Origin of the sequence: Novosphingobium album (ex Liu et al. 2023) (genome assembly GCF_029076845.1) — a bacterium.
In the GTDB taxonomy this organism is placed as follows: domain Bacteria; phylum Pseudomonadota; class Alphaproteobacteria; order Sphingomonadales; family Sphingomonadaceae; genus Novosphingobium.
Genome location: NZ_JARESE010000036.1, coordinates 76,662 through 101,459 on the forward strand (window position 1 = coordinate 76,662; position 24,798 = coordinate 101,459).

The window sequence follows — 24,798 nt, forward strand, 5'->3', positions numbered from 1 at the left end:
CCGAGAACGACGATACGAAAGCCGAGGCATCCGCCGAAAAGGCCTATGCGGTTGCGGCATCGGCTGTATCGGGGGCTGTATCGGGGCCCGCGGCTGGCACGGCCAAGCCTGTCGTCAAGCCGCGCGGCAAGGCCGCCGGCGCCAAGCCCGCTCTGGCCAAGCCGGACACCGCCAAGCCCGCTGTCGTGAAGTCCGAAAGCGTTTCGCCGGTCGAGTCGGAAAGCGCGGCGCCGGAACCCGCGCCGCTCGTCGATTCGCTTCCGGTCGAGACCAAAACGGCGGTGGCGGACGCCGCCGCTCCCGAGCCGGTCGCGGCCAAAGCGGAAGCCGCCCCGAATGGCGAAGCGCCCATGGCGCCGGTCGTGGTAGAGGCGGCGGCGGCGAAATCGCCCGTTGCGAAACCGCCAGTTGCGAAATCGCCCGTTGCCAGGGCTCCGGCCGTGAAGCAGGTGGCGGCGCCTCGCGCGGTCGCGACGCCGGCAAGGAAGGCCACGGCGGTGAAGCCGGCAGCGGCCAAGCCCGCCGCGATCAAGCCGGTTCCCGTCAAGGTGGCTCCGATCAAGGCAGCCCCGGTCAAGACGACTGTCGCCAAGCCGACAACGGCCAAGGCGGCGCCCGTGCCCAAGAAGGCAGTCAAGCCGCTTGTCGCTGCGGCCAAGCCCGTGCTGCCGGCGAAGAAACCGCTTGCGGTTTCCTCCGTCGCGAAGCCGGCACCCAAGATTGCCCCCGAGATTGCGAAGGCGGCACCGAAGACCGCCGAGCCTTATTCCGCCCCAGTCACGAGACCCACACCCAGTTTCAAACTTAAGGACAAGATCATGGATATGAGCGCGAATTTCAGCGGCTTCCAGGACGTCATCACGGAAGCCCAGGCCAAGGCCAAGGCTGCCTTCGAGAAGACCACCAGCATGTTCGGCGAATACACCGATTTCGCCAAGGGCAATGTCGAGGCGACGATCGAATCGGGCAAGATCCTGGCCGACGGCATGCAGGACATCGGCACCAACCTGGTCGCCGAAGGGCGTTCGGCGTTCGAGGCCGTTTCGAGCGACATGAAGGAACTCGCCTCGGCCAAGTCGCCGACCGATTTCCTCAAGATGCAGAGCGACATGGTCCGCAAGAACTTCGACAGCGCCGTCGCTTATGGCTCGAAGAACAGCGAAGCCATGCTCAAGCTGATGAGCGACGTGATGGCGCCGCTGTCGGGCCGCGTCAGCATGGCCGTGGAAAAGGTGCGCCAGACGACGGCCGCCTGATCGGCTTGCGATCCCTTGCGAAAGGGCCGGGCGGCGCTGGCGCCTCCGGCCCTTTTTTTGCCTGTCCCGCACGGGCAATGGCCACGGGTCTCTTGTCGATCCGGTGCCGCATACGATATTCTGCCTGCCATGCATGTCATTTCCGCTCTTGCCGATTCCACCGCGCCGTGGCCGATCCGTGCCGCCGACAAGGGGGATTCCGGCCGCGACAACGATGGTGACGGTCAGGTCGGCATTGCCACCAAGACTCGTGCCAAGCCCAAGAAACCCAGTCAGTTCAAAGTCTTGATGCTGAATGACGATTACACGCCGATGGAATTCGTCGTCATGGTGCTCAAGCGTTTCTTCCACATGGATCTGGAACAGGCGACGCGGGTGATGCTCCACGTCCACCAGAAGGGCGTCGGCGTCTGCGGCATCTTTCCCTACGAGATCGCCGAGACCAAGGTGAACCAGGTGATGGACTTCGCCCGGCAGAACCAGCATCCGCTGCAGTGCACGCTTGAAAAGGCCTGACCGGCCCGGCAGCGGCGCGTCCCGCGCCAGCCCGCGCCGCGCCGTGATGGTGCCCCCGGCCGATGGACTGGCCGGCGCGGCGGATTATCACCCTTTCACCGGCGGGGGGTTGCGTTTAAGGCATGGCCCCGAAGCCTGGTAGCCAGCGAACACGTGAAATTCTTCAGCGCCATCGATCGATATATCTTCCGCCTGGTGCTGATGCCGATGCTGGGGATCTTCGTGCTCGCCGCCTCGCTGCTGGTGCTGGACAAGATGTTGCGGCTGTTCGATTTCGTCGCGACCGAGGGCGGGCCGATCGGCGTCGTCTTCCAGATGCTGGCAAACCTTCTGCCCGAATACGCCAGCCTGGCCATCCCGCTAGGCCTGATGCTCGGCATCCTGCTGGCCTTCCGCAAGCTCGCCACGTCGAGCGAGCTGGACGTGATGCGCGCGGTCGGCCTCAGCTACACGCGGCTGCTGCGGGTTCCTTATCTGATCACGCTGGCGCTGGTCGCGGTGAACTTCGCGATCGTCGGCTATCTCCAGCCGCTTTCACGCTATTACTATGAAGAGCTGAACTACAAGCTCAAGTCGGGCGCGCTCGGCGCCTCGATCAAGGTGGGCGAATTCACCACGCTCAAGGACCGGGTGGCGCTGCGGATCGAGCAGAGCCAGGACGAAGGGCGCCGGCTTGTCGGCATCTTCGCGCGCGTCGCCAACAAGAAGGGGCAGGTCCTGTCGATCTCCGCGCGCGAAGGCCAGTTCCTCGCGCTGCGCGGCCAGCCCGATACGATCGTGCTGCGGCTGGAGCAGGGCCAGATCATCCAGGACATGCCCGGAGAGATCCCGCGCGTGCTCACCTTCACGCGGCATGACTTGCCGATCGACCTGCCCGCGATCCAGAAGTTCCGCGAACGCGGCGACAAGGACCGCGAATACCTGCTGCCCGAACTGCTGCGGATCGGCTGGAGCAACGAATTGCCCAAGTCCGAACGCGTATCGAGCCAGGCCAATTTCAATTATCGGCTGGTCGAAGTGGTGATGATGCTGCTTTTGCCCTTGCTCGCGGTCGCGCTGGCCATTCCGCCCAAGCGATCGACGTCGGCGGTGGGCCTGTTCGTCTCGATCGTCATGGTCGTGGCCTATCACAAGGTGAACCAGTATGCCGCCGATGTCGCCTCGCTGGGGCGGGTCGATCCGATCCTGGCGCTGTGGGGGCCGTTCGCGGTGCTCGCCGTGCTGATCCTGTGGATGTATTATCGCGTCGCCTATGTGCCCGGCGGGCAGGCGATCGGCTGGCTGGAAAAGGCATCGGATACGATCATCAAGCAGGCCAAGGCGCTGCTGCGCCGCCGCCGCCGGGCCGCGCTGCACCCGGCGGCGATGGACGCAAGCTGACATGCAGCTGGAATTCTTCCCGTCGCGCACGCTGACGATGTACCTTTCGCGGTTGTTCGTCACGCGCATCATCGCCGTGCTGCTGATGCTGGTGCTGGTGCTCCAGATGCTCGACCTGCTGGGCGAGAGCGGCAATATCCTGGCCTATCCGGGCAATGGCGAGGCGCAGCTGTTCCATTACGTCAGCTTGCGGATGCCGCAGCTCGTCGCGCGGTTCCTGCCCTATTCGGTCCTGCTGGCCACGATCATCACGCTGGCGACGCTGAACCAGAACAGCGAAGTCATCGCGATGAAATCGGCCGGGCTTTCCGCGCATCAGGTGCTGGCGCCGCTGGTCCTGACCGCGCTGGTGACGGCGCTGCTCAGCTTCGCGTTCAACGAACGCATCGTCACGCGCGCGACGGCGACGCTGGATGCCTGGGAATCGGTCGACTACGGTCCGATGCCGCGCGATTCGGGGGTGCGCAGCAATGTCTACCTGTCCGACGGGCGCGACATCCTGGTCGCCGCGACGCTGGTTGGCCAGGGAACCGATATGGTGATGAACCAGGTGACCTATTACCGCCGCGATGATCAGGGCATGATCGTGGAGCAGCTGCGCGCCCCGCGCGCGACCTATTCGGCCGCGGGCTGGCGGCTGGAAGGCCCCGAAAAGTTCGCCGTGGCCGGCACGCGCGAGAGCCGGCTCGCATCGGCGACGGTGGCGGCGGGGATCACGCCCGCGCGCATCCGCATCAGCTCGGTCGATCCCGACGCGCAGGACATCATCGAGCTGTCCCGCTCGATCGACGCGATGAAAGTGGCCGGAAGGCGCACCAGCGAGCTGGAAGCGGCCTGGTGGCACAAGATCTCGGGGCCGCTGTCCTCGGTGCTGATGCCGCTGCTGGGCGCGGTGGCGGCGTTCGGGCTGGCGCGATCGGGGCAGCTCCTGATCCGCGCGGTGATCGGCATGGCGCTGGGCTTCGCTTATTTCGTGGTCGACAACGCGGCGCTGGCGATGGGCAATTTCGGCGGCTATCCGCCGATCGTGGCGGCCTGGTCGCCCTTCCTGCTGTTCGCCTTCATCGGCGAGACGGTGTTGATCCGCACCGAGGAATAGGGCCCCACCGCGCCTTTACGCGTTCAACCGCCGCGCATGGTACTGCGCGCCAGCCTTGCGACCAGCGGGAACAGGCCCGGATAGCTCGCCCGCTCGAAGGTCGATTGCGCACCCAGGTGCGCGGCCAGCCGCCGGTGCGCTTCGCCCAGGGCGTGGTAGGGCACGCTGGGCAGCAAGTGGTGCGTGGCGTGATAGCGCAGGCCCACCGGCGCCCAGAACGGGGTCAGCAGCGCGGGCGGCGGGACGTTGACCGAATCGAGATACTGCGCCGTCACCGTCATGGTCTCGCCCTCGTTCTCCCACAGATGCGCGACGAGGGTGCGGATCTGGTTGAGCACGGCGGTGCCGGCGACCACCACCAGCGCGATCGCCAGCGGCCGCCAGCCCAGCCAGATGGTGCTGGCCAGCAGCGTCAGCGCCCAGAGCGCGGCGCCCAGCTCCTGCCAGAACACCATGCGGGCAAAGTCGCCTTCGGGCGGGCGGCGGCGGAACGCGGGGTTGATCGAGAGCGAGGAGAACCGTTCCCACACCAGCCGGCGCAGCGGCGGGATCACCGCCCCCAGCGGCACCAGCACGGCCGACCGCAGCAGCAGCGCGGGCGGCAGCAGCAGCGAGACGAGGATGAACCAGGGCAGCGACCACGGCTTCATCAGCGCCAGCGGCAGGTATTCCGGGTCTTCGATCGTGCCGTAGCGCGTGCGCGCGTGGTGCAGCGTGTGCACGCCTTCGTACATGAACGAGGGTATCAGCACGGGAATGCCGACCAACAGGTTCCAGGCGAAGCGGAAGCCGGGCAGCGCGTCGCGGTGGATATGGGTCAGCTCATGGATGAACAGCAGCGCGCGGTAGAGCGCCAGCGCCGCCACCACGCCGCTGGCCGCCGCCGCCCAGGGATTGTCCAGCAGGATCGCGCCGGCCAGCGCGCCATAGCCGATCGCCGCCGATGCCAGCATGTCGGGCCAGTAGATTTCCGGCCGGGCAGTGGCGATGTCGCGCGTCAGCTCCACGGCGGCGCGCAGCATTTCCTTGTCGTCGGGGATCGGTGCGCGGTCGGTCCGCCGGCCGGCGCCGACCGGCGCGGAAGTGGACATGTCGATGGCGTCGTGCGCGGTCATGCAATCGGTTCCAAAGTCGTTCGTGCCGGATTGGCGAGCCGGCCGCCAGGGCCGGTCGCTCCGAATTCTCGCCGTGGCCCGCGCCGCCCGGCTTGACAAGTCACCGGGACCGACCGCAGGTCGCGTTTGCCCCGCCCCCTAATCCCGAACAAAGGCAAGATCGTGGCCCAAGCCGAGTTAATCATCGAACCCGTTGCCAACAAGGCGGATTTCAACGCTTTCATCGATCTTGCCTATCGGCTCAATGTGGATGATCCCAACTGGCTGCCCAACCTGCGGATGGAAGAGGTGGAGAAATTCACGCCGGGCAAGAACCCGTTCTTCGCCCATGCCCGCCACCAGCTGTTCCTGGCCAGGCGCGGTGGCCGGCCGGTCGGCCGCATCAGCGCCCATATCGATGAACTCGCGCTGGCCCAGCCGGTGGAGCAGGGCATGGGGCCGGGCACGGGCAACTGGGGCGCGATCGAGGCCGAGGACGAGGCCAGCGCCAAGGCGCTGATCGCCACCGCCGAGGACTGGCTGCGCGCGCAGGGGATGACGCGGGTGATCGCGCCGATGAACCTGTCGGTCTGGGAAGAGCCGGGCCTCCTGGTGCGCGGCCACGATCATCCGCCGATGGTGATGATGGCGCATCATGCCGCGCGCTATCAGCCGTGGATCGAAAGCGCCGGCTATCAGCGGGTGAAGACGCTCTACACCTATGATCTGGATGTGCGGAAGGAATACCCGCCGCTGATCCAGCGGATCATCGCCTCGGGCGAGAAGAATCCCAAGATCCGCGTCCGCGAGGTCGAGCTGAAGCGGTTCGACGAGGAAGCGGCGATCATTTGCGACATCCTCAACGATGCTTGGTCGGACAACTGGGGCTTCGTGCCGTTCACGCCCGAGGAAATCGCCTATACCGGCAAGAAGCTGAAGCCGCTGGTCCGCCCCGACCTGATCCGCATCGCCGAGTATGAGGGCGAGCCGGTGGCCTTCATGATGACCTTGCCCGATCTCAACGCGGTGCAGCTCAAGGTGAATGGCCGCAACGGCAAGCCATCGCCGCTGGGCTGGCTCAGGCTGGCGCTCTGGCTGCGCAAGCCCTATCCCGCCGACATGCGCGTGCCGCTGATGGGCGTGCGCAAGCGGTTGCAGGCATCGCGGCTGGCCAGCCAGCTCGCCTTCATGATGATCGAATATATCCGCCGCGCCGCCGTTTCGCACTATGCCGCCGTGCGCGGCGAGATCGGCTGGGTGCTGGAAGACAACCAGGGCATGGTCGCCATCGCCGATGCTATCGACAGCAAGATGAACCGCGAATACGCGATCTATGACAAGCTGCTGTGATCAGGCGCTGTGAAGCCGGCTTGGTAAACGGCCCGTCAGGCTTGCCGGGGCAGGGATTGTTAACCGCGTTGCCATAGCCTGCTGGCCGGGAAGTGACGGCCGGGATCGCCCTGGCCGCCCGCGCGCATCGGGTGACCGGATGAAATATCGCTCCTGGCTGATCGTACCGGGCAACCGCGAGGAACGGCTGGGATCGGCCGTGGGCCTGCACGCCGATGTCATCGTCGTCGATCTGGAAGCCACCGTGCCCGTGCCGCTCAAGCCGGCCGCCCGCGCGATCGCGGCGGACTGGCTGCACGTCCATCGCACGCATGTCCTGGAACAGCGCCGGATCGGGCGCTGGGTGCGGATTAATCCGCTCGATTCAGGGCTGGCGCGCGATGACCTGATCGCGGTCATGCCCCATGCGCCCGACGGGATCGTGCTGCCCCGCGCGACCGGGCCCGAGGCGGTGAGCCAGCTCGCGGCGGAAATCTATGAACTGGAACATCGCCATGGCCTGCCCACCGGATCGACCCTGATCGTCCCGGTCGTGGGCGAGACGGCGCGCGCGGCCGTGACGATCCCGGCCTATCTCGACAGCGGCCACCAGCGGCTTGCCGGGCTCACCTGGGGCGCCAGCAACCTGGCGGCCGCGCTGGGCCTGCCGCGCGCGCATGACGTGACGGGCGCCTGGGGCGAGACTTTCCGCCATGTCCGCGCGCAGGCGCTGCTGACCGCCCACGCCTGCTCGATCATGGCGATCGAGGCGCTGCACACCGATACGCTGGAAGATACCGCGATCGCGCGCGCCGCCGGCAAGGCCCGCACCGATGGCTTCACCGGCATGTTGGTGAGCCATCCCGATCAGGTCGCCGCGATCAACGCGGCTTTCACGCCGAGCCGGGCCGAAATCGCCGAGGCGCGTGACATCGTCGAGGCTTTCTCGGCCAGCCCCAACGCGGATGCCCTGCCTTACAAGGGCCGGGTGATCGACCGCCCCCACCTCGGCGCCGCGCGGCGCACCCTGCAGATGACCGAGCGCGCCCCGCATGACGATGCGCGCCGGCTGGCGGTTCTCCGGCCGGCTTGAGAGGTTGTGGGGACATGCGCGGAACAGCGCGCTTCCCAACACGCCCTGACCGCTCAGGGCTGGGGCGCGAGTTGATTCGCGGGGGGTGCCGGCTCGCTCACCGCCGCGTCGCCGGCGTCGGCCGCTTCGGATGCGCTGGCCGCCGGGCCGCCGATCGTCACTGCCGCGTCCGCGCCGTCGGTGCCCTCGCTCGCGTCGGGCGCGGCATAGGGCGGCTGCGATCGCACCGTGTCGTAAGGCAGCATGTCATCGCTGACCGAGCGTGCCAGGATCTGCCCGTCGCCGGCCTGCGCCGAAGTGGCCTTCTTCTCCCCGCCGCAGCCGGCAAGCGCCAGCGCGCCGGCGGCGAGCAACAGCGATGGGCACAGGAACTTCATTGCGCTGCCTCCCGCGAACAGGGCCTGTCGAGCGCGGCGAGGAACGCGGGCGCATGGTCGATCAGCGCCCGGTCCCATGTCGCGAAATCCACCGCGCGGCCCAGCCGCTCCAGGCTGGTAACGCCGAACTCCTCGATGCCGCAAGGGACGATGCCGCCGAAATGCGACAGGTCGGGCCGGATATTGACTGCGAAGCCATGCATCGTCACCCATTTGCGGATGCGCACGCCGATCGCGCCGATCTTCGCCTCGCGCCCGTCGATGTCGCGCGTCCAGATGCCGATTCGCCCCTCGCTGCGGAAGCTGTCCACGCCGAAGCCGGCCAGCGTATCGATCACCCAGCCTTCGAGCGCGTGGACGAAGCCGCGCGCGTCGCGCGCCCGCTTGCGCAAGTCGAGCAGCACATAGCCCACGCGCTGGCCGGGGCCGTGATAGGTGTAGCGCCCGCCGCGCCCGGCCTCTACCACCTCGAAGCGCGGATCGAGCAGTTCGGCGGCGGCGGCGCTGGTGCCGGCGGTGTAGACCGGGGGGTGTTCGAGCAGCCAGATCAGTTCGCGCGCCTCGCCCGCCGCGATGGCCGCGTTGCGCCCGGTCATCGCGGCCAGCGCCTCGCGATAGGGAACGGGCTCGCTTTCGATGCGCAATTCGATATCGCCGGGAAGCTGCATGGCGCGTTGCGTGGCGGCATTTGCTCCGGTTATCAAGGGGCCAGTTTTGGAGATCACGGCATGACGTTCGACAGCAGCCTCGCCTGGAAGCAGGCATCCGCGGCCATCTCGGCGAACCGCGAGGTGCTGCTGGCCCTTGCCGGCGTGTTCTTCATGCTGCCGGCCCTGGTGCTGGAGATGTTCTTTCCCCAGCCCGAACCGACGGCGGCGATGAACGAGCAGCAGATCGCGCAGCTCGTGTCCGACTATTACGTCTCGATCCTGCCGGTGCTGATTCCGATGGTGCTGTTCCAGGCGCTGGGCACGATCTCGCTGCTGACCATGCTGACCGACCGATCGCGGCCTACGGTGGGCGAGGCGATCCGGCGCGGCGTGCGCGGCATCCTGCCCTACCTGCTGGCGCAGATGCTGCTGGGCCTGGCGGTCGGCATCGGTGGCGGCGCGGTGCTGGGCGTGTTCGCGCTTTCAGGCGTGCCGGCGCTGATCGGGGTGGGCGTCGCGCTGGTGCTGGCGGTGGTGATCTATGCGGCGGTGCGGACCACGCTGGTCGCTCCGGCGATCGCGGTGGAAAGCATGACCAACCCGGTCGCGGCGCTCAAGCGGTCATGGCAATTGACCCGTGGGAACACGCTGCGCATCCTGGGCTTCTATGCGCTGGTGCTGGTGGTGTTCCTGGTGATCGCCATGGTGGTGGGCATCATCGTGGGCATTCCGCTGTCGCTGTTCGCCGGGACGATGGCGAGCACGATCGTCGGCGCGATCGTCTCGTCGAGCATCAACGCGCTGCTGGCGCTCTATTTCGTGGCGATCATCGCGGCGGTGCACCGCCAGCTGGCCGGCCCGGCGCCGGATATCGACCGCGCGACGTTCGAATGAGGCAGAGCGCTCGCGCGCGTCGCCGGGCCTATTCGCCCGGCTCGTCCTTCCAGCCCCAGTAGAGGAAGCAGGGCAGCACGTTGAGCGGTTCGAAATCGTTGTCGATCCGCTTGAAGTGCTTGGCCATGAAGTCGCGGGCCTTGGAAGTGAACTGATAGACCAGGAAGGCTCCACCCGGCCGCAGGACGCGGTACGTGCCTTCGGCGATGGCCGGGCCGACACCGGCGGGCAGCGTCGAGAACGGCAGGCCCGACAGCACGTAATCGGCATGGTCGTGCCCATGCGCGCGCACGATCTCTTCCACGTCGGCGGCGGATCCCAGCACGGCGGTGAACCGGCTGTCGGTGATCACGCGGCGCAGGTAATCGATATAGAGCGGGTTGGTGTCGATCACGATCAGGTGCCCGTCGCGCGGCAGCCGTTCGAGCACCGGGCGGCAGAACGTGCCGATGCCGGGGCCGTATTCGACGAAGAGCTTGCACTCGTTCCACTTCACCCGCGCCAGCATCTTGGCGATGGTGAAGCGCGATGACGGGATGATCGAGCCGACCATTACCGGATGCCGCAGGAAGCCTTCGAAGAAAACGCCCCAGGCGCCTAGCGCTCCCTTGATTCTGTGCTTGATCCTCTGGGGCAGTGCCTCTCGGGCAAGCTCTGTGCTGGTCATGCTGGCGGGAGCTCTCGCATCAATTCCATGGGGAACAAGTGGGGGTCGCGGTGACAGATTTGTTGCGCCAATGCAAGATGAGCGCCGGTCCCGCTCAGAGAATTTCGTAAACCTTGTCTTGCGGACGACACAGTCTGGCGCCCTTGTCGGTCTCCACCAGCGGGCGCTCGATCAGGATCGGTTCGGCGGCCATGGCGGCCAGCACGGCGGCGTCATCGGCCTGCGGCAGCCCGCGTTGCGCGGCATCGGTGTTCTTGGTGCGCAGGCCCTGCTGCGGCGTGATGCCGGCGTCGCGATAGAGCTGCGCCAGCTTTTCGGCGCTGGGCGGATGCCTGAGATATTCGATCACTTCCAGTGCGATGCCGGGCGTCTCTTGCAGAATCGCCAGCGTCTTGCACGAAGTGCCGCAATTGGGATTATGCCAGATCGTTGCCTTCATCGCGGGTCTCCTTGGTCGATGGTCGGGTTCATTGCCGGCACGGCCCGCGCCGCGTCCTGCACGGTGATGCCAGGGGCCGGGGCGGCGCTCAGCGTTTCCTCGCGGCGCATGACGCGCCCGGCAAGCTGGATCGCCCGCACCAGGCGCGGATAGACGCCGCAGCGGCACAAGTTGGGAATCGCCACCTTGATCTCGGCCTCGCCGGGGTTGGCGTTGCGGGCCAGCAGCGCCGCCGCGCTGATGACGATGCCGGGGGTGCAAAAGCCGCACTGGATCGCCTGCTCGGCCACCATGGCCTGCTGCACCGGGTGCGAGCGATCGCGCGAAAGGCCCTCGATCGTGGTGACGGTGCGGCCTTCGCACTCGCCCAGCGTGATCAGGCAGGATCGCAGCGCCTCGCCATCGACCAGCACCATGCAGGCGCCGCAATCGCCGACGCCGCAGCCATATTTGGTGCCGGTGAGGTTGGCCGCGTCGCGCAGGCCCCACAGCAGCGGCGTGCGCGGATCGAGCGCGATCTCCACCGGATGGTCGTTAACGGTCAGGCGCGGCATGGCTGGCCTGATAGACCCGTGAGCGGCACGAAGTCGACCCCGCTGCCCGTTTCGTTCTCAGCGCCCGAGCCGGACCCTGAGCCCGGCCCAGACCGTGCGCGGCGTGCCCAGATCCATCGAGCCGGCCTGGTTGCGGGTGACGATGCGCGTGTCCGTCAGGTTCTCGGCGCGCAGGATCGCGCTGAACCGCCCGGCCAGCGGCATTTCGGCATAAGCGTCAAGCGTGGTCGCGGCGGGCAGAATGTCGGTCTCGAGGTCATCCTCATACTGGCTGCCGACATGGCGCAGCGTTGCCGCCAGCCGCCAGTCCGCGCGCGGGGCCCAGGCCAGTGTGGCGCTGGCGGCCAGCCGGGGCACTTGCGCCGGACGCATCCCGTCGAGCCCGGCCGACGCGCCCTTGCCTTGCACTTCGGCATCGGTCCAGGCGAGCGAGCCGGCGAACGAGACGGTGCCCAGCCGCAGCGCGGCGCTGGCCTCGATCCCCCGGGCGCGCACCGCCTCGACATTCTGGCGCTGGCGCGTGGTGGCGTCGATCGTGACATTGGCGATCGCGTCCCTGACGCGGTTGTCGAAGGCGGTGAGCGAAAGCGCGATCGCCTCGGACGGTTCGTAGTCGATCCCCGCCTCATAGCCGCGCAAGCGCTCGTTGCCGAGATCGGCATTGGCATTGGTGGTGATCGGGAAGACCACGAAGGGGCGATAAAGCTCGTTGGGTGTGGGCTGGCGAAAGCCGGTATAGGCCGCGGCGCGCAAGCGCAGCCCGCCCGCCGCGCGCCACACCACACCGCCGCGCCAGTTGCTTTCCCAGCCCGAACGGTCGGCAAAGCGCGTATCGCTCATCACCGCGCCCGATGCGGCCACTTCGCGGTAGAACCCGTCGCGCACCGTCCAGCGATCGGCGCGGACCCCGGCGGTGAGGGTGAGCGTGCCCAGCGTCCAGTCATCCTCGGCATAGAAGCCCAGATCGCTGGTCCGCCCGCCGGCCCGGCGGATCGAGGTGATCTGGCCGTCGGCGGTGCTGACCGGGGTTTCCAGCAGCTTGCCATCGGCCACGCGCACGTCGGTGCCAAGGCGCAGGACATGCGCTTCGGGCACTGGCGGGCGCAGTTCGAACTTGCCGCCGATGCCGGTCGCGGGTGTCTTCTTCTGGTCGAGCGTGGGAACGAAGCGGGTGGAGCTGACCACGATGTTGGAGAAATCCTGCGCCTGGACATAGCCCAGCGCATCGAACTGCCAGTCCCCCCGCCCGACCAGGCGCAGGCTGGCCTGGCTGCCGCTGGAGGTCGAATCCGCGCCGGCGAAGCGCAAGGTGCGCCGGTCGTCATAGACCAGGCCGGCGGCCTGGATCTCGACCGTGTCGCTGAGCGGGGCGACCGCGCGCAGCGCGGCGGACCAGCTTTCATAGCCGGCGCGCGCGCTGGCCGGGACGCGCTGGTCCTTCGGCGTGGTCCAGAAGCCCTGGCCCCGGTCCCACTGCACGCTGGCGAGCAGAAAGCCCTGACCCAGCGTCGGCGCGGCGGTGAGCGCCGCCTGCGTCTCGCCCCGGTCGTTGACCAGCGCCTCGCCATCCAGCAGGCCCATGGTGCCGGGCGCGGCGCTGGTCAGTTCGATCGTGCCGGCCACCGCGCCCGATCCGAACGCGCCCGATCCGCCGCCGCGCGTCACGCGCACCGCGCCCAGCCGTTGCGGCGCCAGCGCGCTCAGCGGGATATAGCCGAAGAACGGATTGCCCACCGGCACGCCATCAAGCAGCACCAGCGTGCGGCTGGAGGCATTGCCGCCCAGCGCGCGCAGCGTCACCCCTTGCGCCGAGGGATTCGCCGATCGGCTGTCCGACCGGCGAAACTGCTGGAAACCCGCGATCGAGGACAAGGCATCCTCGATCCGCCCCGATGCGCTGGTGGTCAGCACCTCGCGCCCGATCTCGGTCACGTCGTAGGCCGGAGTCGCGGGCGTATCGTCCAGCCCCCGGCCCGTGACCACGATCGGGGAGAGCGGCGCGGCTTCTTCCGCCCGCGCGGCCCATGGGGCCAGCGCGGCCAGCATCGCGGCCGACAGGGCCAGCGTGGCGGGGGCATCTGTCGACAGGAAGCGGATCGCAGGCATGGTCGTTCCTTAGGCCCTGCGCCTTGCCAGACAAGTCGTTTGGAGGGCGCGTCAATTGACTTCGCGGACGCCGATATTACGATACACGATAGATCACAATGGGTGCCGCCGCCATGACCGAGATCACGTCCCGCCCCGCCGTGTCCGATCGCGACGATCGCAAGTCCGCCGCCATCGCGGCGCGCAACGTGCGGCCCAATCCCGGCGCGAAAGTGATCGGATCGTTCGATTTCGCGCGCGAAGTCCTGCGCAGCCCGGATTTCCGGCAGGCGGGGGCGGGGGCCGAGCACATCAAGCTCGACAATCCCGAGCATGTCTCGGTGTTCTTCCTCGATGGCGAATTGCACAGGAAACGCCGCAGCCAGCTGGCCCGCTATTTCACCCCCAAGGCGATCAAGACGCGCCATCAGGCGGTGATGCGGCGCGCCACCGACGAACTGATCGCCGAGCTGCGGCGCGACGGCCAGGCCCAGCTCGACATCATGAGCATGAGGCTGGCCTGCGACGTCGCGGCCGAGATCGTCGGCCTGACCCAGAGCGATCCGGCCGCGCTGTCCGAACGCATCCGCAAGACCTTCCTGACCATCGGCACCAGCCATGATGGCCCGGCGGGCTGGCTCGACAAGGCGCGCGGGCTGTGGCGTACGATGCAGTTCTTCTGGCGCGACGTCCTGCCCGCGATCCGCGCGCGCCGGGTGGCGCCGAAGGACGATGTCATCTCGTACTGCGTTCAGGAGGGCTTTTCGAACAAGGCGGTCCTGATCGAATGCATGACCTATGCGACCGCCGGGATGCTGACCACGCGCGAGTTCATCGTCATGGTCGCCTGGCACCTGTTCGAGCAGGACGCCTTGCGCCAGCGCTTCCTGGCCGGCGGGGAAGAGGAACAGCTGGCGATCCTGGAGGAGATCCTGCGGCTCGAACCCGTGGCCGCGATGGTGCACCGCCGCGCGGTGGCGGACTTCACCGGGCCGGGGGGCGAAACGGTCAAGGCTGGGGAGGTCTATGCGATCGACATGCGCGCGGTGAACGCGGATCCGGCCGCGACCGGCGCGTGCCCTTTCGCCATCGATCCCGAGCGGGCGCGGCGCCAGAAGATCGCCGGCAGCTGGATGAGCTTCGCCGACGGCCCGCACCGCTGCCCCGGCGCGCAAGTGGCGCTGCACGAAACGCGCGTGTTCCTCGATGCGCTGCTGCGCGTGCCGGGCATCCGCCTGGCCACGGAACCGCAGATCGGCTGGTGCGCGCCGATCATGGGCTATGAAGTGCACGGCGCGATCGTCACGTGCGACAAGGCCTGAGGGGGCTTGGCAAAGCCCGCCTTCGCCTGATCGCGGCCCCGGCGCGCGTGCCCGCCCGAAACCCCCGCTTTCCTGAAATCCTTCCGCGCCGCAGCCGGGTGTTGTGCCGGGCTGTACGATTGCTTAGTCGTAGCCGATACGACCGGGAGAGCAGAAACGATGACCGATGGGACGACGGACCCGGGCCTGGCGCTCGTGCGCGGCGATCCGCTGGAAAGCGAGACGGTGCTGGGCGCGCTGACGCTGCCGGGGTTCCTGCGCGAAGTGACCGCGCGCTACGCGGATCGCGAGGCGCTCGTCATGTATCAGGCCGGCGCCGGGACCGAACGCTGGAGCTATGCGGAGCTGTGGCGGCGCTCGATGGCGGTGGCGCGGGCGCTGGTCGCTTGCGGCGTGGGCAAGGACAGCCGCGTGGGCATCCTCATGACCAACCGGCTCGAATGGGTCTCGGCCTGCTTCGGCATCACGCTGGCCGGCGGCACGGTGGTGGGCCTGTCGACGTTCGCGACGCCTGACGAGCTGGAATACCTGCTGCGCGCCTCGGCGGTCTCGATCGTGCTCTATGAACCGCATGTGCTGGCCAAGGACTTCACCGCGATCCTGACCGACCTGGAACCCGGCATCGCCAGCGCCGCGCCGGGCAGGCTGGCCTCGCTCCGGTTCCCGTTCCTGCGCCGGCTCGTCGCGGTCGGCGCCGCGCCGGGCGGGGCGATCGAGGCCTGGGACGCCTTCCTTGCGCATGGCGACACGGTGGGCGAGGATATCGTCGCGGCGCGCGCGGAGGCGGTGAAACCGGCCGATCCGGCCCTGCTGTTCTTCTCCTCGGGATCGACCGGCAAGCCCAAGGGCATCCTCAACGGGCATCGCGGCGTCAACATCCAGAGCTGGCGCTGGACGCGGATCTATGACTTTTTCAACGATCCACACCCGGTGCGCACCTGGTCGGCCAACGGGCTGTTCTGGTCGGGCAATTTCAGCATCGCGCTGGGCGGGACGCTGGCGGCGGGCGGCACGCTGATCCTGCAGCGCACGTTCCGGCCGGCCGAAACGGTCGCGCTGATGGCGGCCGAGCGCGTGACCTTTCCTTATTGCTGGCCGCACCAGTGGGCCCAGCTGGAAGCCGAGCCGGCCTGGCCCGAGGCGGACCTTTCCGCCTTCCACTACTTCGATGCCGAGATCAATCTGCGGCGCCCGCAAAGGACGATCACCACGACCTGGACCGATCCGCGCGCCACCTATGGATCGACCGAGACGTTCACCATCTCCACCGCCTATCCGGTGTCGGCCCCGCGCGAAGTCTGGGAAGGGTGCAATGGCGGTGTCCTGCCGGGCAACACCGTGCGGATCGTCGATCCCGCGAGCGGCGAGACGCTGCGCCGGGGCGAGACGGGCGAGATCGCGGTGAAAGGCCCGACGCTGATGCTGGGCTATATCGGCATCCCCTCCGACGAGGCGCTGGACGCGGAAGGCTTCTACCGCGCCGGGGACGGCGGCTATCTCGACGAGCGCGGGCGGCTGGTGTTCCAGGGCCGGATCAACGACATCATCAAGACCGGCGGCGCCAATGTCTCGCCCGTGGAAGTGGACTGGACGCTGTGCTCGTGCCCCGGCGTCAAGGTCTGCAAGACCACCGGCGTGCCGCATGAGACGCTGGGCGAGATCGTCGTCTCGTGCATCGTGCGCGAGGAAGGCCGGACGCTGACCGAGGCCGAGGTGATCGCCTGGCTCAAGGCGCGGCTGGCCAGCTACAAGGTGCCGCGCAAGGTGCTCTTCGTCGAGCCGGGAGAGCTGGACCTGACCAATACCGCCAAGATCAAGCCGGCCGAGGCGCGCGCGCTGGCGATGCGCAAGCTGGCGGCGGCCTGACCGCCGGCGCGGGCCGCCCGCACCGCGACGCTCAGGTCAGGACGTGCACTTTCGTCTCGCGGTTGGGCCCGCGCAGGCGGTCCATCATCGCGGGCAGGTCCATCAGCGCGATCTCGTTGGTGACGATGCGTTTGGGATCGACGTGGCCCGCATCGAGATGGTTGGCGATGTAGTGGAAATCGCGCAGCGTATAGCCGACGAGGAACTGCATCGAGACGCACTTGTACGATGCCATCGCCGGCATCAGCGGATCGGGGTGCGTGCAGAAGCCCAGCGAGACGACCTTGCCGTATTGCCGGGCGTGCATCACCGACCTGGTCAGCATACCTTCCACGCCGACGCATTCGTAGACCACGTCCGCCGGGCCGCCGAGCGCCTCGATCACTTCGCCGGTCTCGTTCTCGCCGAACGTGACGAAGGCATCCGCGCCCATGGCCAGGCACAAGTCCTTGCGCCGGTCCGAGCGCGAGGCGGCGACGATGCGGCCCGCGCCCAGCCGCCGCGCCCAGTAGATCGCATAGAGCGCCACCGTGCCGCCGCCGAGCACCAGCACCTTGTCGCCCGTCATCATCAGCGACTGGCGCACGCCATAGAGGCTGACCGCCAGCGGCTCGATCAGCGCGCCGTCGGTCAGCGACAGGGTATCGGGCAAGGGGATGGCGATGTTCGACGCCAGGCGGGCATATTCGGCGAACCCGGTCATCGCGCCCGCGGCATTGCTGCACAGGATGTGGTTCGCCCCGGTCCGGCAGCTCTGGCAATGCCCGCAGGCGCCGGAGGGCAGCACCGAGATCTTGCCGCCGACCTTGAGGGTGGTCACGTCCTTGCCCACCGCGACGATCTCTCCGGCATATTCGTGGCCGAACTGGCCGGCGCCGTAATCCCAGATCTCGCCCTTGGTCATCGACAGGTCGGTGCCGCAGATGCCGCAGCGGTGGACCTTGATGACCACGTCGCCGGGGCCCGGCTCGGGATCGGGAATGGTCTCGATCGTGATGGCGCCGCCGCCGCCGGGATAGATCGCCGCCTTCATGCTTTCGTCTCCACCAGATCGTAGCGCTGGATATAATCGCCGAACGGTTCGCGCGCTTCGTCGGCGGTCATGCCATAGTCCTCGATCCGGTAACGGTGCACGCCGTGCGCCAGCTCGGGCTTTTCGGCGATGCGCCGGGCGAAGGCGTCGCGAGTCGCCTCGGGAATGTCCATGCCGATGAAGCGGTAAATCCGGTCGAGCACTTGCATCGGCTGGCGGTGGAAATCGCCATGGACCACGTCGAGCACCTTGCCGGGATGGCGGGCGCGCACCGCATCGCATTTGCGCACCGCGCTGGACCACTTGGCCACTTCGCGCCGCAGCATGATCGCGCCGCGCTCCCCGGCCCGGCCCTCTTCCATCAGCGGGTGCATCAGCATCAGCAGCGAGACCAGCGAGGGCACCGCCCTGGCCGGATCGCGGTGCGTCTGGATCACTTTCGCGTCGGGATAGACGGCGAACAGCAAGTCCAGGTTCTCGACATGGCCGGGGTTCTTCAGCAGCCAGCGCTTGTCCGGCTCGTTCGCGCCGATCAGCTGGACGCAGCGGTAATAGTAGTCATAGGCCGCCGCTTCGCTCGTCGATTGCCACCAGGCATCGTAAGTCGGCGCCGACCAGCCGCAGCTCCACAAGTTGGAGACGAAGCCGTGGCGCAGCACCATGCAGCATTCGTGCACTTCCTCGGCCGCGCGGAAATGCGCGGCCTTGTGATCGGGCGATGCGGTGTGCTGCGCCTTCAGCTGCGCGACGGTGCGCTGGAAGTCGGGGTCGCTGGCCCAGTCCTCCACTGGCGGGCGCGGGCGCGGCGAATCGAGCAGCCACGTCTGCAGGCCCTGGAAGCGCGGATCGACCGCCATCAGCCGGTGCAGCGCGGTGGTGCCGGTGCGCGGCACGCCGATGATCACCACCGGGCTTTCGATCGCGCGCGCATCGAAGCCGGGGTTGGCCTTCATCGCGGCGATCGCCTGCGCCCGGCCGCGCAGCACGCCCACCACCATGCCCCAGGCGAGGCGGCGGCCCTGCTCATGGAAATGCGGATCGTAGTCCATCGACTGGAGCAGCGCCTGAAGGCCGGGCAGATAGTCGCGCGGGCCGAAATCATCGGTGCCGATCTCGGCGATGACGGCTTCGTGCGCCTGGTCCAGCGCGGCGGCGAAGCGTTCGGGGGGATCGTAGCGAGTTTCCATGTGGAGTCCTCAGTCGAGCGGGATGCCGCCCAGCGATGGCCCGCCATTGACGGCGATGGTCTGCCCGGTGACGTAGGAGGCCGCGTCGCTGGCAAGGAAGACGATCATGTTGGCCATTTCCTCGGGCGTGCCGGGGCGGCCCAGCGGGATGGTGGAGCCCACGTTGGTCGTGTCGAGCCCGGCCACTTCCCATGCGGCGGCGGCGCGCGGGCTGGCGATCATGCCGGCCGCGACGCAATTGGCGCGAATGCCGAAGCGGCCCCATTCGGCCGCCGTCACCGTGGTGAACATCTGCAAGGCCGATTTCGCCGCCGAATAGTGCGCCCCGCCTTTCACCCCGGTGATCCCGGCATTGGACGAGATGTTGACGATCGCACCTGCTTTCCGCGCCATCATGTGCCGCCCGGCCTCGCGCGTGCAGAGATAGGCGGACTTGACGTTGAGATCGAAGATCGAATCCCAGCCGCGCGTCGGGATCTGTTCCAGCGGCCCCATGCGCGTGCCGCCGGCATTGTTCACCAGCACGTCGATCCGGCCGAATTCGTCGATCGCGCGCTGGATCAGCGCGATGCAGGCATCCTCGTCCTTCACGTCGGTCGGCACCGCCAGGCAGCGCGCGCCGGTTTCGGCGGCGATGCGCCCAGCCGAGGCTTGCAGCTCCTCCGCGCCCCGGCTGGCAATCACCACGCCCGCGCCCAGTTCGGCCAGCAGGCGCGCGGTGGCATAGCCGATGCCGGTGCCGCCGCCGGTGACAATCGCGACCTTGCCGGTGAAATCAAGCTGGTCGCGCAGCATCACCAGCGCCTCCGCCGCTGGCAGGCCCGCACGCGCAGGCGCAGCTCCTCGGCGCGTTCCTCGGGCGTGACCACCGGCGTGTCGGCGGGCAAGTGATCGCGCAGGCTCGCCAGCTTCACCCGCGTGATCGTCGGCACCGGCTCGCTGTCGCAATCGTACCAGCGGCCATAGATGCCGCCTTCGGTATAGCCCGCCGGATCGAGCCAGTTGGGCACGCCCGGATCGGTGAGCGCGATCACCGCGCGGAATTTCCCGTCGGAGCTGACCTTCGCGAAGTGGCCGTTGGTGCTGGAGAGGCGATAGACATATTCCAGCGCGTTGAAATAGGGATCGTTGAGCTGGACGTTCCAGTATGGCGCGCGCGCCGGCAGGTCGGTCGCGATGATCAGCGCCTCGTCCGCGTCAAGCTGGAAGCAGGCCGGCCAGTACGTCTGCTTGACCAGCGCGCCGGGATAGCGGACCGGCTCGAACACGTTGAAGCCGACGCGCTCCTTCACCCCGTTCTGCATCGCGTAGTACGTCTTCGTCTTGCGCGCGGGGAACTTCGCCATCTCGCCGATGCGGCGCAGGATCTCTTCGGGCGACAGGCGCGGCTTGGGCGGCACCGGATCGAGGCATTCGATCGAGAGTACCGGATCGACCTCGTTCAGCCAGTCATAGCTGCGATAGCGCAAGTACATGTAGGTCGCTTCGGGATCGATCCGGCCCCAATGCCCGGTATGGCCGGCGGGCCGTTCGGCGCTGAACAGGATCTCGAAGTCCTCGCCCAGCGGGATGCCAAGGTCGTTGGTATCCAGCTCGTTATGGCCGTTGGGGCGCGGCATCTCGTCCACCGTCCCCGATGCCGCCTTCTGGCTGGTGAACGAAAGGATGGCGCAAGTGCCGCGATTGCCCGAGACGCGATAGGTCAGGTCGCCCCGGATCGGGCTCTGGACATAGATGTCGTCGGGGTTGGGTTGCAGGGTGAACACCGGGTTCCACAGCGGCGCCCAGTCGGGATGCTCGGCATCGGCGTGGAAATAGGCGAAGTAGGCGTAGGACAGGCTCGTCATCGTCTGGCGATAGACGTCGGCGATGTAGGCCGGATCGTCGGGCCGCCAGGTGTCCTTCAGGTTGGCGACCGCGCCTTCAAGGTCTTGAAGGTACGGCAGGATCGCCGGTGAAATCGCCTCGTTGTCCATGTCTGCCTCGCCCGGTTGTGCGCGCCCCTGGCGGGCGTCGCCGATCAAAGATAGTGCAGACTATCTTTTTGGCGGGCCATGGCAAGAGGGAACAGCGGCAAGCGCCGGCGGCGCGGCGCTACTCCGCCGGCGCGATGGTGAGCGAAAGCGGCGCCAGCCCCGTGATCGTGCCTTCCAGCACGTCGCCCGGCGCGATCGGGCCGACGCCGGCGGGCGTGCCGGTGTAGATGAGATCGCCGGGCGCGAGGTGGTACATCGTCGAAAGGTTGGCGATCAGCTCGGGCAGGCTCCAGATCATGTCGGACAAGCGCGCGTCCTGCCGGGTTTCGCCGTTCCGGCTGAGCGTGATGCGCTGTTCGCCTAGGGCCCCGAACGCGGCGGCGCGGGTGATCGGGGCGATCACGGCGGCATTCTCGAAATCCTTGCCGGTGTCCCAGGGGTGCCCCTGATCCTTGGCGGCGTTCTGCAAGTCGCGCCGTGTCAGGTCCAGCCCGCCAGCATAGCCCAGCACCAGCGCCATGGCGGCATCGGGCGCGAGGCGGAAACCCGGCGCGCCGATCGCGACGACCAGTTCCATCTCGTAATGGCAGTTCGTCGTGCCCGGCGGGTAAGCGATGGTCGCACCCGAAAGGCACAGCGCGGCGGGCGCCTTGGTGAACCAGATCGGCGCGTCGCGATTCGGCGTGGCGCCCATCTCGCGCGCGTGCGCCGCGTAATTGCGGCCGACGCAGAAGATGCGGCGCACGGGAAAGCGCGCCGCCTCGCCCTGAATCGGGACCGAGGGGGTTTCGGGCAAGGCGAACAGAAGGGTCATGCGTAAGGCTCCGGCTTCGCCTTGCCATAGGCGGCCCGGCGACGCGGCAAAAGTCCTGTTGGCGGTGCGCAGGCAAGGCAATGGTCCCGAACGGCGGGCGGCGTGGCGACGGGTGCCTTGCCGCCTTGTGCGAATGGCGTAAACTCGCCCGCGTGACACAGGAAGAATATCTCACTGGCAGGCTGTTGCTGGCCATGCCCGGCATGTTCGATCCGCGCTTCGCGCATTCGGTCAGCGTGATGTGCATGCACGACAAGAACGGCGCGCTGGGCATCGGCATCGGACAAGTGCGCAAGGGCGTGCGGTTTCGCGAACTGCTTGAAGAGCTGGATATCGATCCGGGCGACGTGCCCGACCGGGACGTGCTGCACGGTGGCCCGGTTGAGCCGGGGCGCGGCTTCGTGGTCCATTCGCTTGACTGGTCGGGTGCCGATACCTTGCGAGTCGCGCCGCTATGCGGGCTGTCGGCCTCGCTGGAGATCCTGCGCGCGATCGTTGAGGGGCATGGGCCCAGGCACTGGCTGATCGCGCTGGGCTATGCCGGATGGGGGCCGGGCCAGTTGGAGGGAGAGATGCGCCGCCACGGCTGGTACGCGGCGCAGGGGCGCGCCGAGATCCTGTTCGAAACCGCGACCGAAGCACGCTGGATCGCCAGCTGGCGCGCCGAAGGCATCGATCCCGCGCTGCTCGCGAGCGAGACCGGCCGCGCGTGAGGAACTGGTGCCGCCATGCGCCGATAGGCGCATTCCCAACACCTTCTCACACAATCGCGTCGTGCACGCGGATGTCGATATCGGCGATGTAGTCGCGCATCCCGGCGAACGAGGCCTTGAGCATGTCGCTGCCGATGTGCCGTTCCATCGCCTCGCGGTCCGCATAGGCTTCGATCACGCGGAAGGTCGCCTCCTCGTCGCGGCTGCGGCCCGCGTGGTAGAACAGGATGCCGGGATTGGCCGCCTGCAGCCGGGGCATCATGTCCCGGCAGGCGGCGGCATAGTCCTCGACGCGGTCGGGATGGACGCGGACGGTCGCGACGACAAGGATCACGGCGCGCGTCAGCCGGTGACGAGCATCGCGCCGTGCGGGTTGGCCGCGGGCGTGCCGTGCTCGCGGTGCCAGGCATCGGCATCATCATAGCAGGCTTCGACCACGCTGGCATAAGTGCGGCGGAATTCGGCGCGCTGCTCGGGATGATCGAAAATGAAGGCACGGTTGTTGCGCACGGCGTTCAGCACCATCGGCGCGATCGCGTCGGGCGTGTAGAAGTCCATGCTGGTGTGGTCCTTCGATGCTTCGCTGATCGCCACTTCGCCTTCGCCCGGGCCGCCGAACTTCGCGGGGCGATAGCGCGCGTTGTTCGCTTTCATGCCCGTGGCCACGCCGCCGGGGCAATAGCTGGTGGTGTGGATGTTGTATTCGCCCAGTTCCAGCGCGAGGTTCATCATCAGGCCGATGATCCCCGCCTTGGCCGCCGAATAGGGCGCGTGGACCGGAATCCAGCCGGGCAGCAGCCCCGCCATCGATGCAGTGGCGCAGATATGGCCTTCGCGGCCCGCCATCATGTCGGGCAGGAACGCGCGCGTGGTGTTCATCACCCCGTGCAGGTTGACCTGGAGGATCCAGTCGACATCGGCATCGGACATTTCCATCAGCGGGTCGAACGCGGTCGCCCCGGCATTGGCGAACAGCAGCTGCACCGGGCCGAGCCGCGCGGCGATTTCCGCCTTCATCGCCGCGATGGCCTCGCGCTCGCACACGTCGCATTCCACCGCGATGGCGGTGCCGCCGGCCTGCCGGATCGCGTCGGCGACCTTCTCGGCATTGGCCAGCATGATGTCGGCCACCGCCACTTTCGCGCCTTGCCGGGCCAGTTCCTTCGCCAGCCCCATGCCGATGCCGTTGCCACCTCCGGTGACGACGGCGGTTCTGCCTGAAATCTCGGTCATTCGCTTCTCCCGAAAGTCGTGTGCCCGGCTTTCCGTTCGCACGGCGCCGGGCACGGATATCACATGATTATGGGTTTGAGAGTCGGTTTGAAAATGCGCGGAAGAGCGCATTTCAGGCCGGTGCCGCCCTGCGCCGACAGGCGCATTTTCAGGCCGCCAACACCGGCTCTTCTTCCTTGAGCTTGGGCATGACCTTGTCGGCGAACAGCTTCATCTGCTCGTAGACGTCCTCGTAAGGCATCCCGCCGAAGCTGAAATTGGCGATGATCTCGTAATCGCCGACCATTGCCTTGCGCATCAGGTGCTTCTCGTAAAGCTCCTCGGGCGTGCCGATCAGGTTGCCGCCGACATAGTCCTTGTAGGCCTTGTCCGGCCCGCCGCGCGCCGCCGCCATGTCGCCCATGTAGGCATAGGTGGCGTAGGACGGCAGCTCCTTGAAGTGCGGGCTCATGAATTCATAGTGGTTGGCGACTTGCAGGAACTGCGCGGCGAAATACTTGTCGGTATAGTCCGTCACCTTGGCGCGGTCGGCGAAGCAGACCATGAAATCGCTGATGATGAACGGCGGGGCGATCTTGCCGTGCTTTTCGCGGAAGGTATTCCGGTACTTGTCGATCTCGGGCATCGCCTTGGACCAGTCGCCCTGGCTGAAGCGCAGCGCCTTCAGGCCATAGTCCGCCGCCACTTCGCACGAGGACGGCGACATCGAGACCATGACGCAGCGATCGCGGTTCCAGCCCTCGGGCCGGGGGCGAATCTCGGCGCGGGGCTGCTTGTACCACTTGGTGTCGGCCTCGACATAGCCGTGCTCCAGCCCGTCCATGATGATCAGCGCTGCCTCGTCGAACATCTCGCGCGAATCGGCGAGCGTGACGCCGAACTTGTCGAACTCGCGCCGCGCCGCGCCCCGGCCCATGCCGAGGTAAAGCCGGCCCTCGCACAGCGCGTCGAGCATCGCGGTCTTTTCCACCACGCGCAGCGGATCGTTCCACGGCAGGATCACGGCGGCGGGCATCAGCTTGATGGTCTTGGTCCTGGCCGCGACGAAGCTCAGCGCCTGCAGCGGATCGGGGCAGGCGGCATAGTCGGTGAAGTGATGCTCCACCATCGCGGCGAAATCGAAGCCCATCGCCTCGGCCTCGATCGCCAGTTGCGTTGTAGCGCGACGATTACGGAGTCCGGTCGGCGTCAATTTTGATGGCCGATAGGTGGCCGCGCCGG

At 67.6% G+C, this 24,798-nt stretch carries 25 protein-coding genes; 10 read left to right on the plus strand and 15 right to left on the minus strand.

Annotation, left to right across the window (positions count from 1 at the left end; all coding sequences use genetic code 11):
• Positions 1 to 281: 281 nt before the first annotated feature.
• The 4 genes from PYV00_RS11825 to lptG all read left to right on the plus strand — a co-directional run bounded on the left by PYV00_RS11825 (position 282) and on the right by lptG (position 4,251).
• Positions 282 to 1,256: a phasin family protein gene (locus tag PYV00_RS11825; protein WP_275228470.1), complete on the plus strand. Its 975-nt coding sequence runs from the start codon at positions 282 to 284 to the stop codon at positions 1,254 to 1,256.
• A gap of 129 nt (positions 1,257 to 1,385) precedes the next feature.
• Positions 1,386 to 1,772, plus strand: coding sequence for an ATP-dependent Clp protease adapter ClpS (gene clpS, locus PYV00_RS11830; RefSeq protein ID WP_275228471.1), 387 nt, complete (start codon positions 1,386 to 1,388; stop codon positions 1,770 to 1,772).
• 153 nt (positions 1,773 to 1,925) lie between these two features.
• Positions 1,926 to 3,152, plus strand: coding sequence for an LptF/LptG family permease (locus PYV00_RS11835; protein WP_275228472.1), 1,227 nt, complete (start codon positions 1,926 to 1,928; stop codon positions 3,150 to 3,152).
• Position 3,153: 1 nt separating this feature from the next.
• Positions 3,154 to 4,251, plus strand: a complete 1,098-nt coding sequence (gene lptG / locus PYV00_RS11840; RefSeq protein WP_275228473.1) for an LPS export ABC transporter permease LptG — start codon at positions 3,154 to 3,156, stop codon at positions 4,249 to 4,251.
• A gap of 23 nt (positions 4,252 to 4,274) precedes the next feature.
• Here lptG and PYV00_RS11845 read toward each other — a convergent pair whose 3' ends face one another.
• Positions 4,275 to 5,366, minus strand: a complete 1,092-nt coding sequence (locus PYV00_RS11845; protein WP_275228474.1) for a fatty acid desaturase family protein — start codon at positions 5,364 to 5,366, stop codon at positions 4,275 to 4,277.
• A 162-nt stretch (positions 5,367 to 5,528) separates the two neighbouring features.
• On the opposite strand from PYV00_RS11845, the gene PYV00_RS11850 reads away from it, so the two are divergent.
• Positions 5,529 to 6,695, plus strand: a complete 1,167-nt coding sequence (locus PYV00_RS11850) for an N-acetyltransferase (RefSeq protein WP_275228475.1) — start codon at positions 5,529 to 5,531, stop codon at positions 6,693 to 6,695.
• A 139-nt stretch (positions 6,696 to 6,834) separates the two neighbouring features.
• Positions 6,835 to 7,767, plus strand: a complete 933-nt coding sequence (locus tag PYV00_RS11855) for an HpcH/HpaI aldolase/citrate lyase family protein (RefSeq protein ID WP_275228476.1) — start codon at positions 6,835 to 6,837, stop codon at positions 7,765 to 7,767.
• A gap of 53 nt (positions 7,768 to 7,820) precedes the next feature.
• On the opposite strand, the gene PYV00_RS11860 is transcribed toward PYV00_RS11855, so the two are convergent.
• Together PYV00_RS11860 and lipB are read right to left on the minus strand one after the other, a co-directional pair.
• The gene (locus PYV00_RS11860) at positions 7,821 to 8,144 is read right to left on the minus strand and encodes a hypothetical protein (protein WP_275228477.1); all 324 of its coding nucleotides are present in this window, start codon (positions 8,142 to 8,144) and stop codon (positions 7,821 to 7,823) included.
• Complete coding sequence (gene lipB / locus PYV00_RS11865) at positions 8,141 to 8,812, minus strand: lipoyl(octanoyl) transferase LipB (protein WP_275228478.1); 672 nt, start codon at positions 8,810 to 8,812, stop codon at positions 8,141 to 8,143. The genes PYV00_RS11860 and lipB overlap by 4 nt, the downstream gene beginning before the upstream one ends.
• Positions 8,813 to 8,872: 60 nt before the next feature.
• Between lipB and PYV00_RS11870 the strand changes: the two genes are divergently transcribed.
• On the plus strand, positions 8,873 to 9,688 hold the full coding sequence (locus tag PYV00_RS11870; RefSeq protein WP_275228479.1) for a glycerophosphoryl diester phosphodiesterase membrane domain-containing protein: 816 nt from the start codon (positions 8,873 to 8,875) through the stop codon (positions 9,686 to 9,688).
• A gap of 28 nt (positions 9,689 to 9,716) precedes the next feature.
• Here PYV00_RS11870 and PYV00_RS11875 read toward each other — a convergent pair whose 3' ends face one another.
• The 4 genes from PYV00_RS11875 to PYV00_RS11890 all read right to left on the minus strand — a co-directional run bounded on the left by PYV00_RS11875 (position 9,717) and on the right by PYV00_RS11890 (position 13,454).
• Complete coding sequence (locus PYV00_RS11875) at positions 9,717 to 10,355, minus strand: class I SAM-dependent methyltransferase (protein ID WP_275228480.1); 639 nt, start codon at positions 10,353 to 10,355, stop codon at positions 9,717 to 9,719.
• 94 nt (positions 10,356 to 10,449) lie between these two features.
• Entirely contained in the window at positions 10,450 to 10,794 is a 345-nt protein-coding gene (locus tag PYV00_RS11880; RefSeq protein WP_275228481.1) for an ArsC/Spx/MgsR family protein, read from the minus strand.
• Entirely contained in the window at positions 10,791 to 11,348 is a 558-nt protein-coding gene (locus tag PYV00_RS11885; protein WP_275228482.1) for a (2Fe-2S)-binding protein, read from the minus strand. Before PYV00_RS11885 ends, PYV00_RS11880 begins: the two co-directional genes overlap by 4 nt.
• 57 nt (positions 11,349 to 11,405) lie before the next feature.
• Positions 11,406 to 13,454, minus strand: coding sequence for a TonB-dependent receptor (locus PYV00_RS11890; protein ID WP_275228483.1), 2,049 nt, complete (start codon positions 13,452 to 13,454; stop codon positions 11,406 to 11,408).
• A 113-nt stretch (positions 13,455 to 13,567) separates the two neighbouring features.
• Here PYV00_RS11890 and PYV00_RS11895 point away from each other — a divergent pair, with 113 nt between their 5' ends.
• Together PYV00_RS11895 and PYV00_RS11900 are read left to right on the plus strand one after the other, a co-directional pair.
• Positions 13,568 to 14,755 carry a cytochrome P450 gene (locus PYV00_RS11895; RefSeq protein WP_275228484.1) on the plus strand — a complete coding sequence of 396 codons (1,188 nt, stop codon included), beginning with the start codon at positions 13,568 to 13,570 and terminating at the stop codon, positions 14,753 to 14,755.
• 159 nt (positions 14,756 to 14,914) lie between these two features.
• A complete protein-coding gene (locus PYV00_RS11900; protein ID WP_275228485.1) occupies positions 14,915 to 16,621 on the plus strand; it encodes a class I adenylate-forming enzyme family protein in 1,707 nt (568 codons plus the stop codon).
• Between the two features lie 31 nt (positions 16,622 to 16,652).
• Here the strand turns inward: PYV00_RS11900 and PYV00_RS11905 are convergent, their stop codons facing one another.
• From PYV00_RS11905 to PYV00_RS11925, 5 genes are all read right to left on the minus strand, one after another.
• Positions 16,653 to 17,654: an alcohol dehydrogenase catalytic domain-containing protein gene (locus tag PYV00_RS11905; RefSeq protein ID WP_275228486.1), complete on the minus strand. Its 1,002-nt coding sequence runs from the start codon at positions 17,652 to 17,654 to the stop codon at positions 16,653 to 16,655.
• Positions 17,651 to 18,841 (minus strand): sulfotransferase family protein, encoded by a 1,191-nt coding sequence (locus tag PYV00_RS11910; protein WP_275228487.1) that lies wholly within the window; start codon positions 18,839 to 18,841, stop codon positions 17,651 to 17,653. Before PYV00_RS11910 ends, PYV00_RS11905 begins: the two co-directional genes overlap by 4 nt.
• A gap of 9 nt (positions 18,842 to 18,850) precedes the next feature.
• Positions 18,851 to 19,636: an SDR family NAD(P)-dependent oxidoreductase gene (locus tag PYV00_RS11915; protein WP_275228493.1), complete on the minus strand. Its 786-nt coding sequence runs from the start codon at positions 19,634 to 19,636 to the stop codon at positions 18,851 to 18,853.
• Positions 19,636 to 20,817, minus strand: a complete 1,182-nt coding sequence (locus PYV00_RS11920; RefSeq protein ID WP_342803813.1) for a hypothetical protein — start codon at positions 20,815 to 20,817, stop codon at positions 19,636 to 19,638. The genes PYV00_RS11915 and PYV00_RS11920 overlap by 1 nt, the downstream gene beginning before the upstream one ends.
• Before the next feature lie 118 nt (positions 20,818 to 20,935).
• Complete coding sequence (locus tag PYV00_RS11925; protein ID WP_275228489.1) at positions 20,936 to 21,631, minus strand: fumarylacetoacetate hydrolase family protein; 696 nt, start codon at positions 21,629 to 21,631, stop codon at positions 20,936 to 20,938.
• A gap of 203 nt (positions 21,632 to 21,834) precedes the next feature.
• Here PYV00_RS11925 and PYV00_RS11930 point away from each other — a divergent pair, with 203 nt between their 5' ends.
• Positions 21,835 to 22,344 (plus strand): YqgE/AlgH family protein, encoded by a 510-nt coding sequence (locus PYV00_RS11930; RefSeq protein ID WP_275228494.1) that lies wholly within the window; start codon positions 21,835 to 21,837, stop codon positions 22,342 to 22,344.
• A gap of 46 nt (positions 22,345 to 22,390) precedes the next feature.
• On the opposite strand, the gene PYV00_RS11935 is transcribed toward PYV00_RS11930, so the two are convergent.
• From PYV00_RS11935 to PYV00_RS11945, 3 genes are all read right to left on the minus strand, one after another.
• Positions 22,391 to 22,678 (minus strand): putative quinol monooxygenase, encoded by a 288-nt coding sequence (locus PYV00_RS11935; RefSeq protein WP_275228490.1) that lies wholly within the window; start codon positions 22,676 to 22,678, stop codon positions 22,391 to 22,393.
• Between the two features lie 8 nt (positions 22,679 to 22,686).
• Positions 22,687 to 23,577, minus strand: coding sequence for an SDR family NAD(P)-dependent oxidoreductase (locus tag PYV00_RS11940; RefSeq protein ID WP_275228491.1), 891 nt, complete (start codon positions 23,575 to 23,577; stop codon positions 22,687 to 22,689).
• A gap of 148 nt (positions 23,578 to 23,725) precedes the next feature.
• On the minus strand, positions 23,726 to 24,798 hold a 1,073-nt coding region (locus PYV00_RS11945; protein WP_342803812.1), incomplete at its 5' end, for an LLM class flavin-dependent oxidoreductase.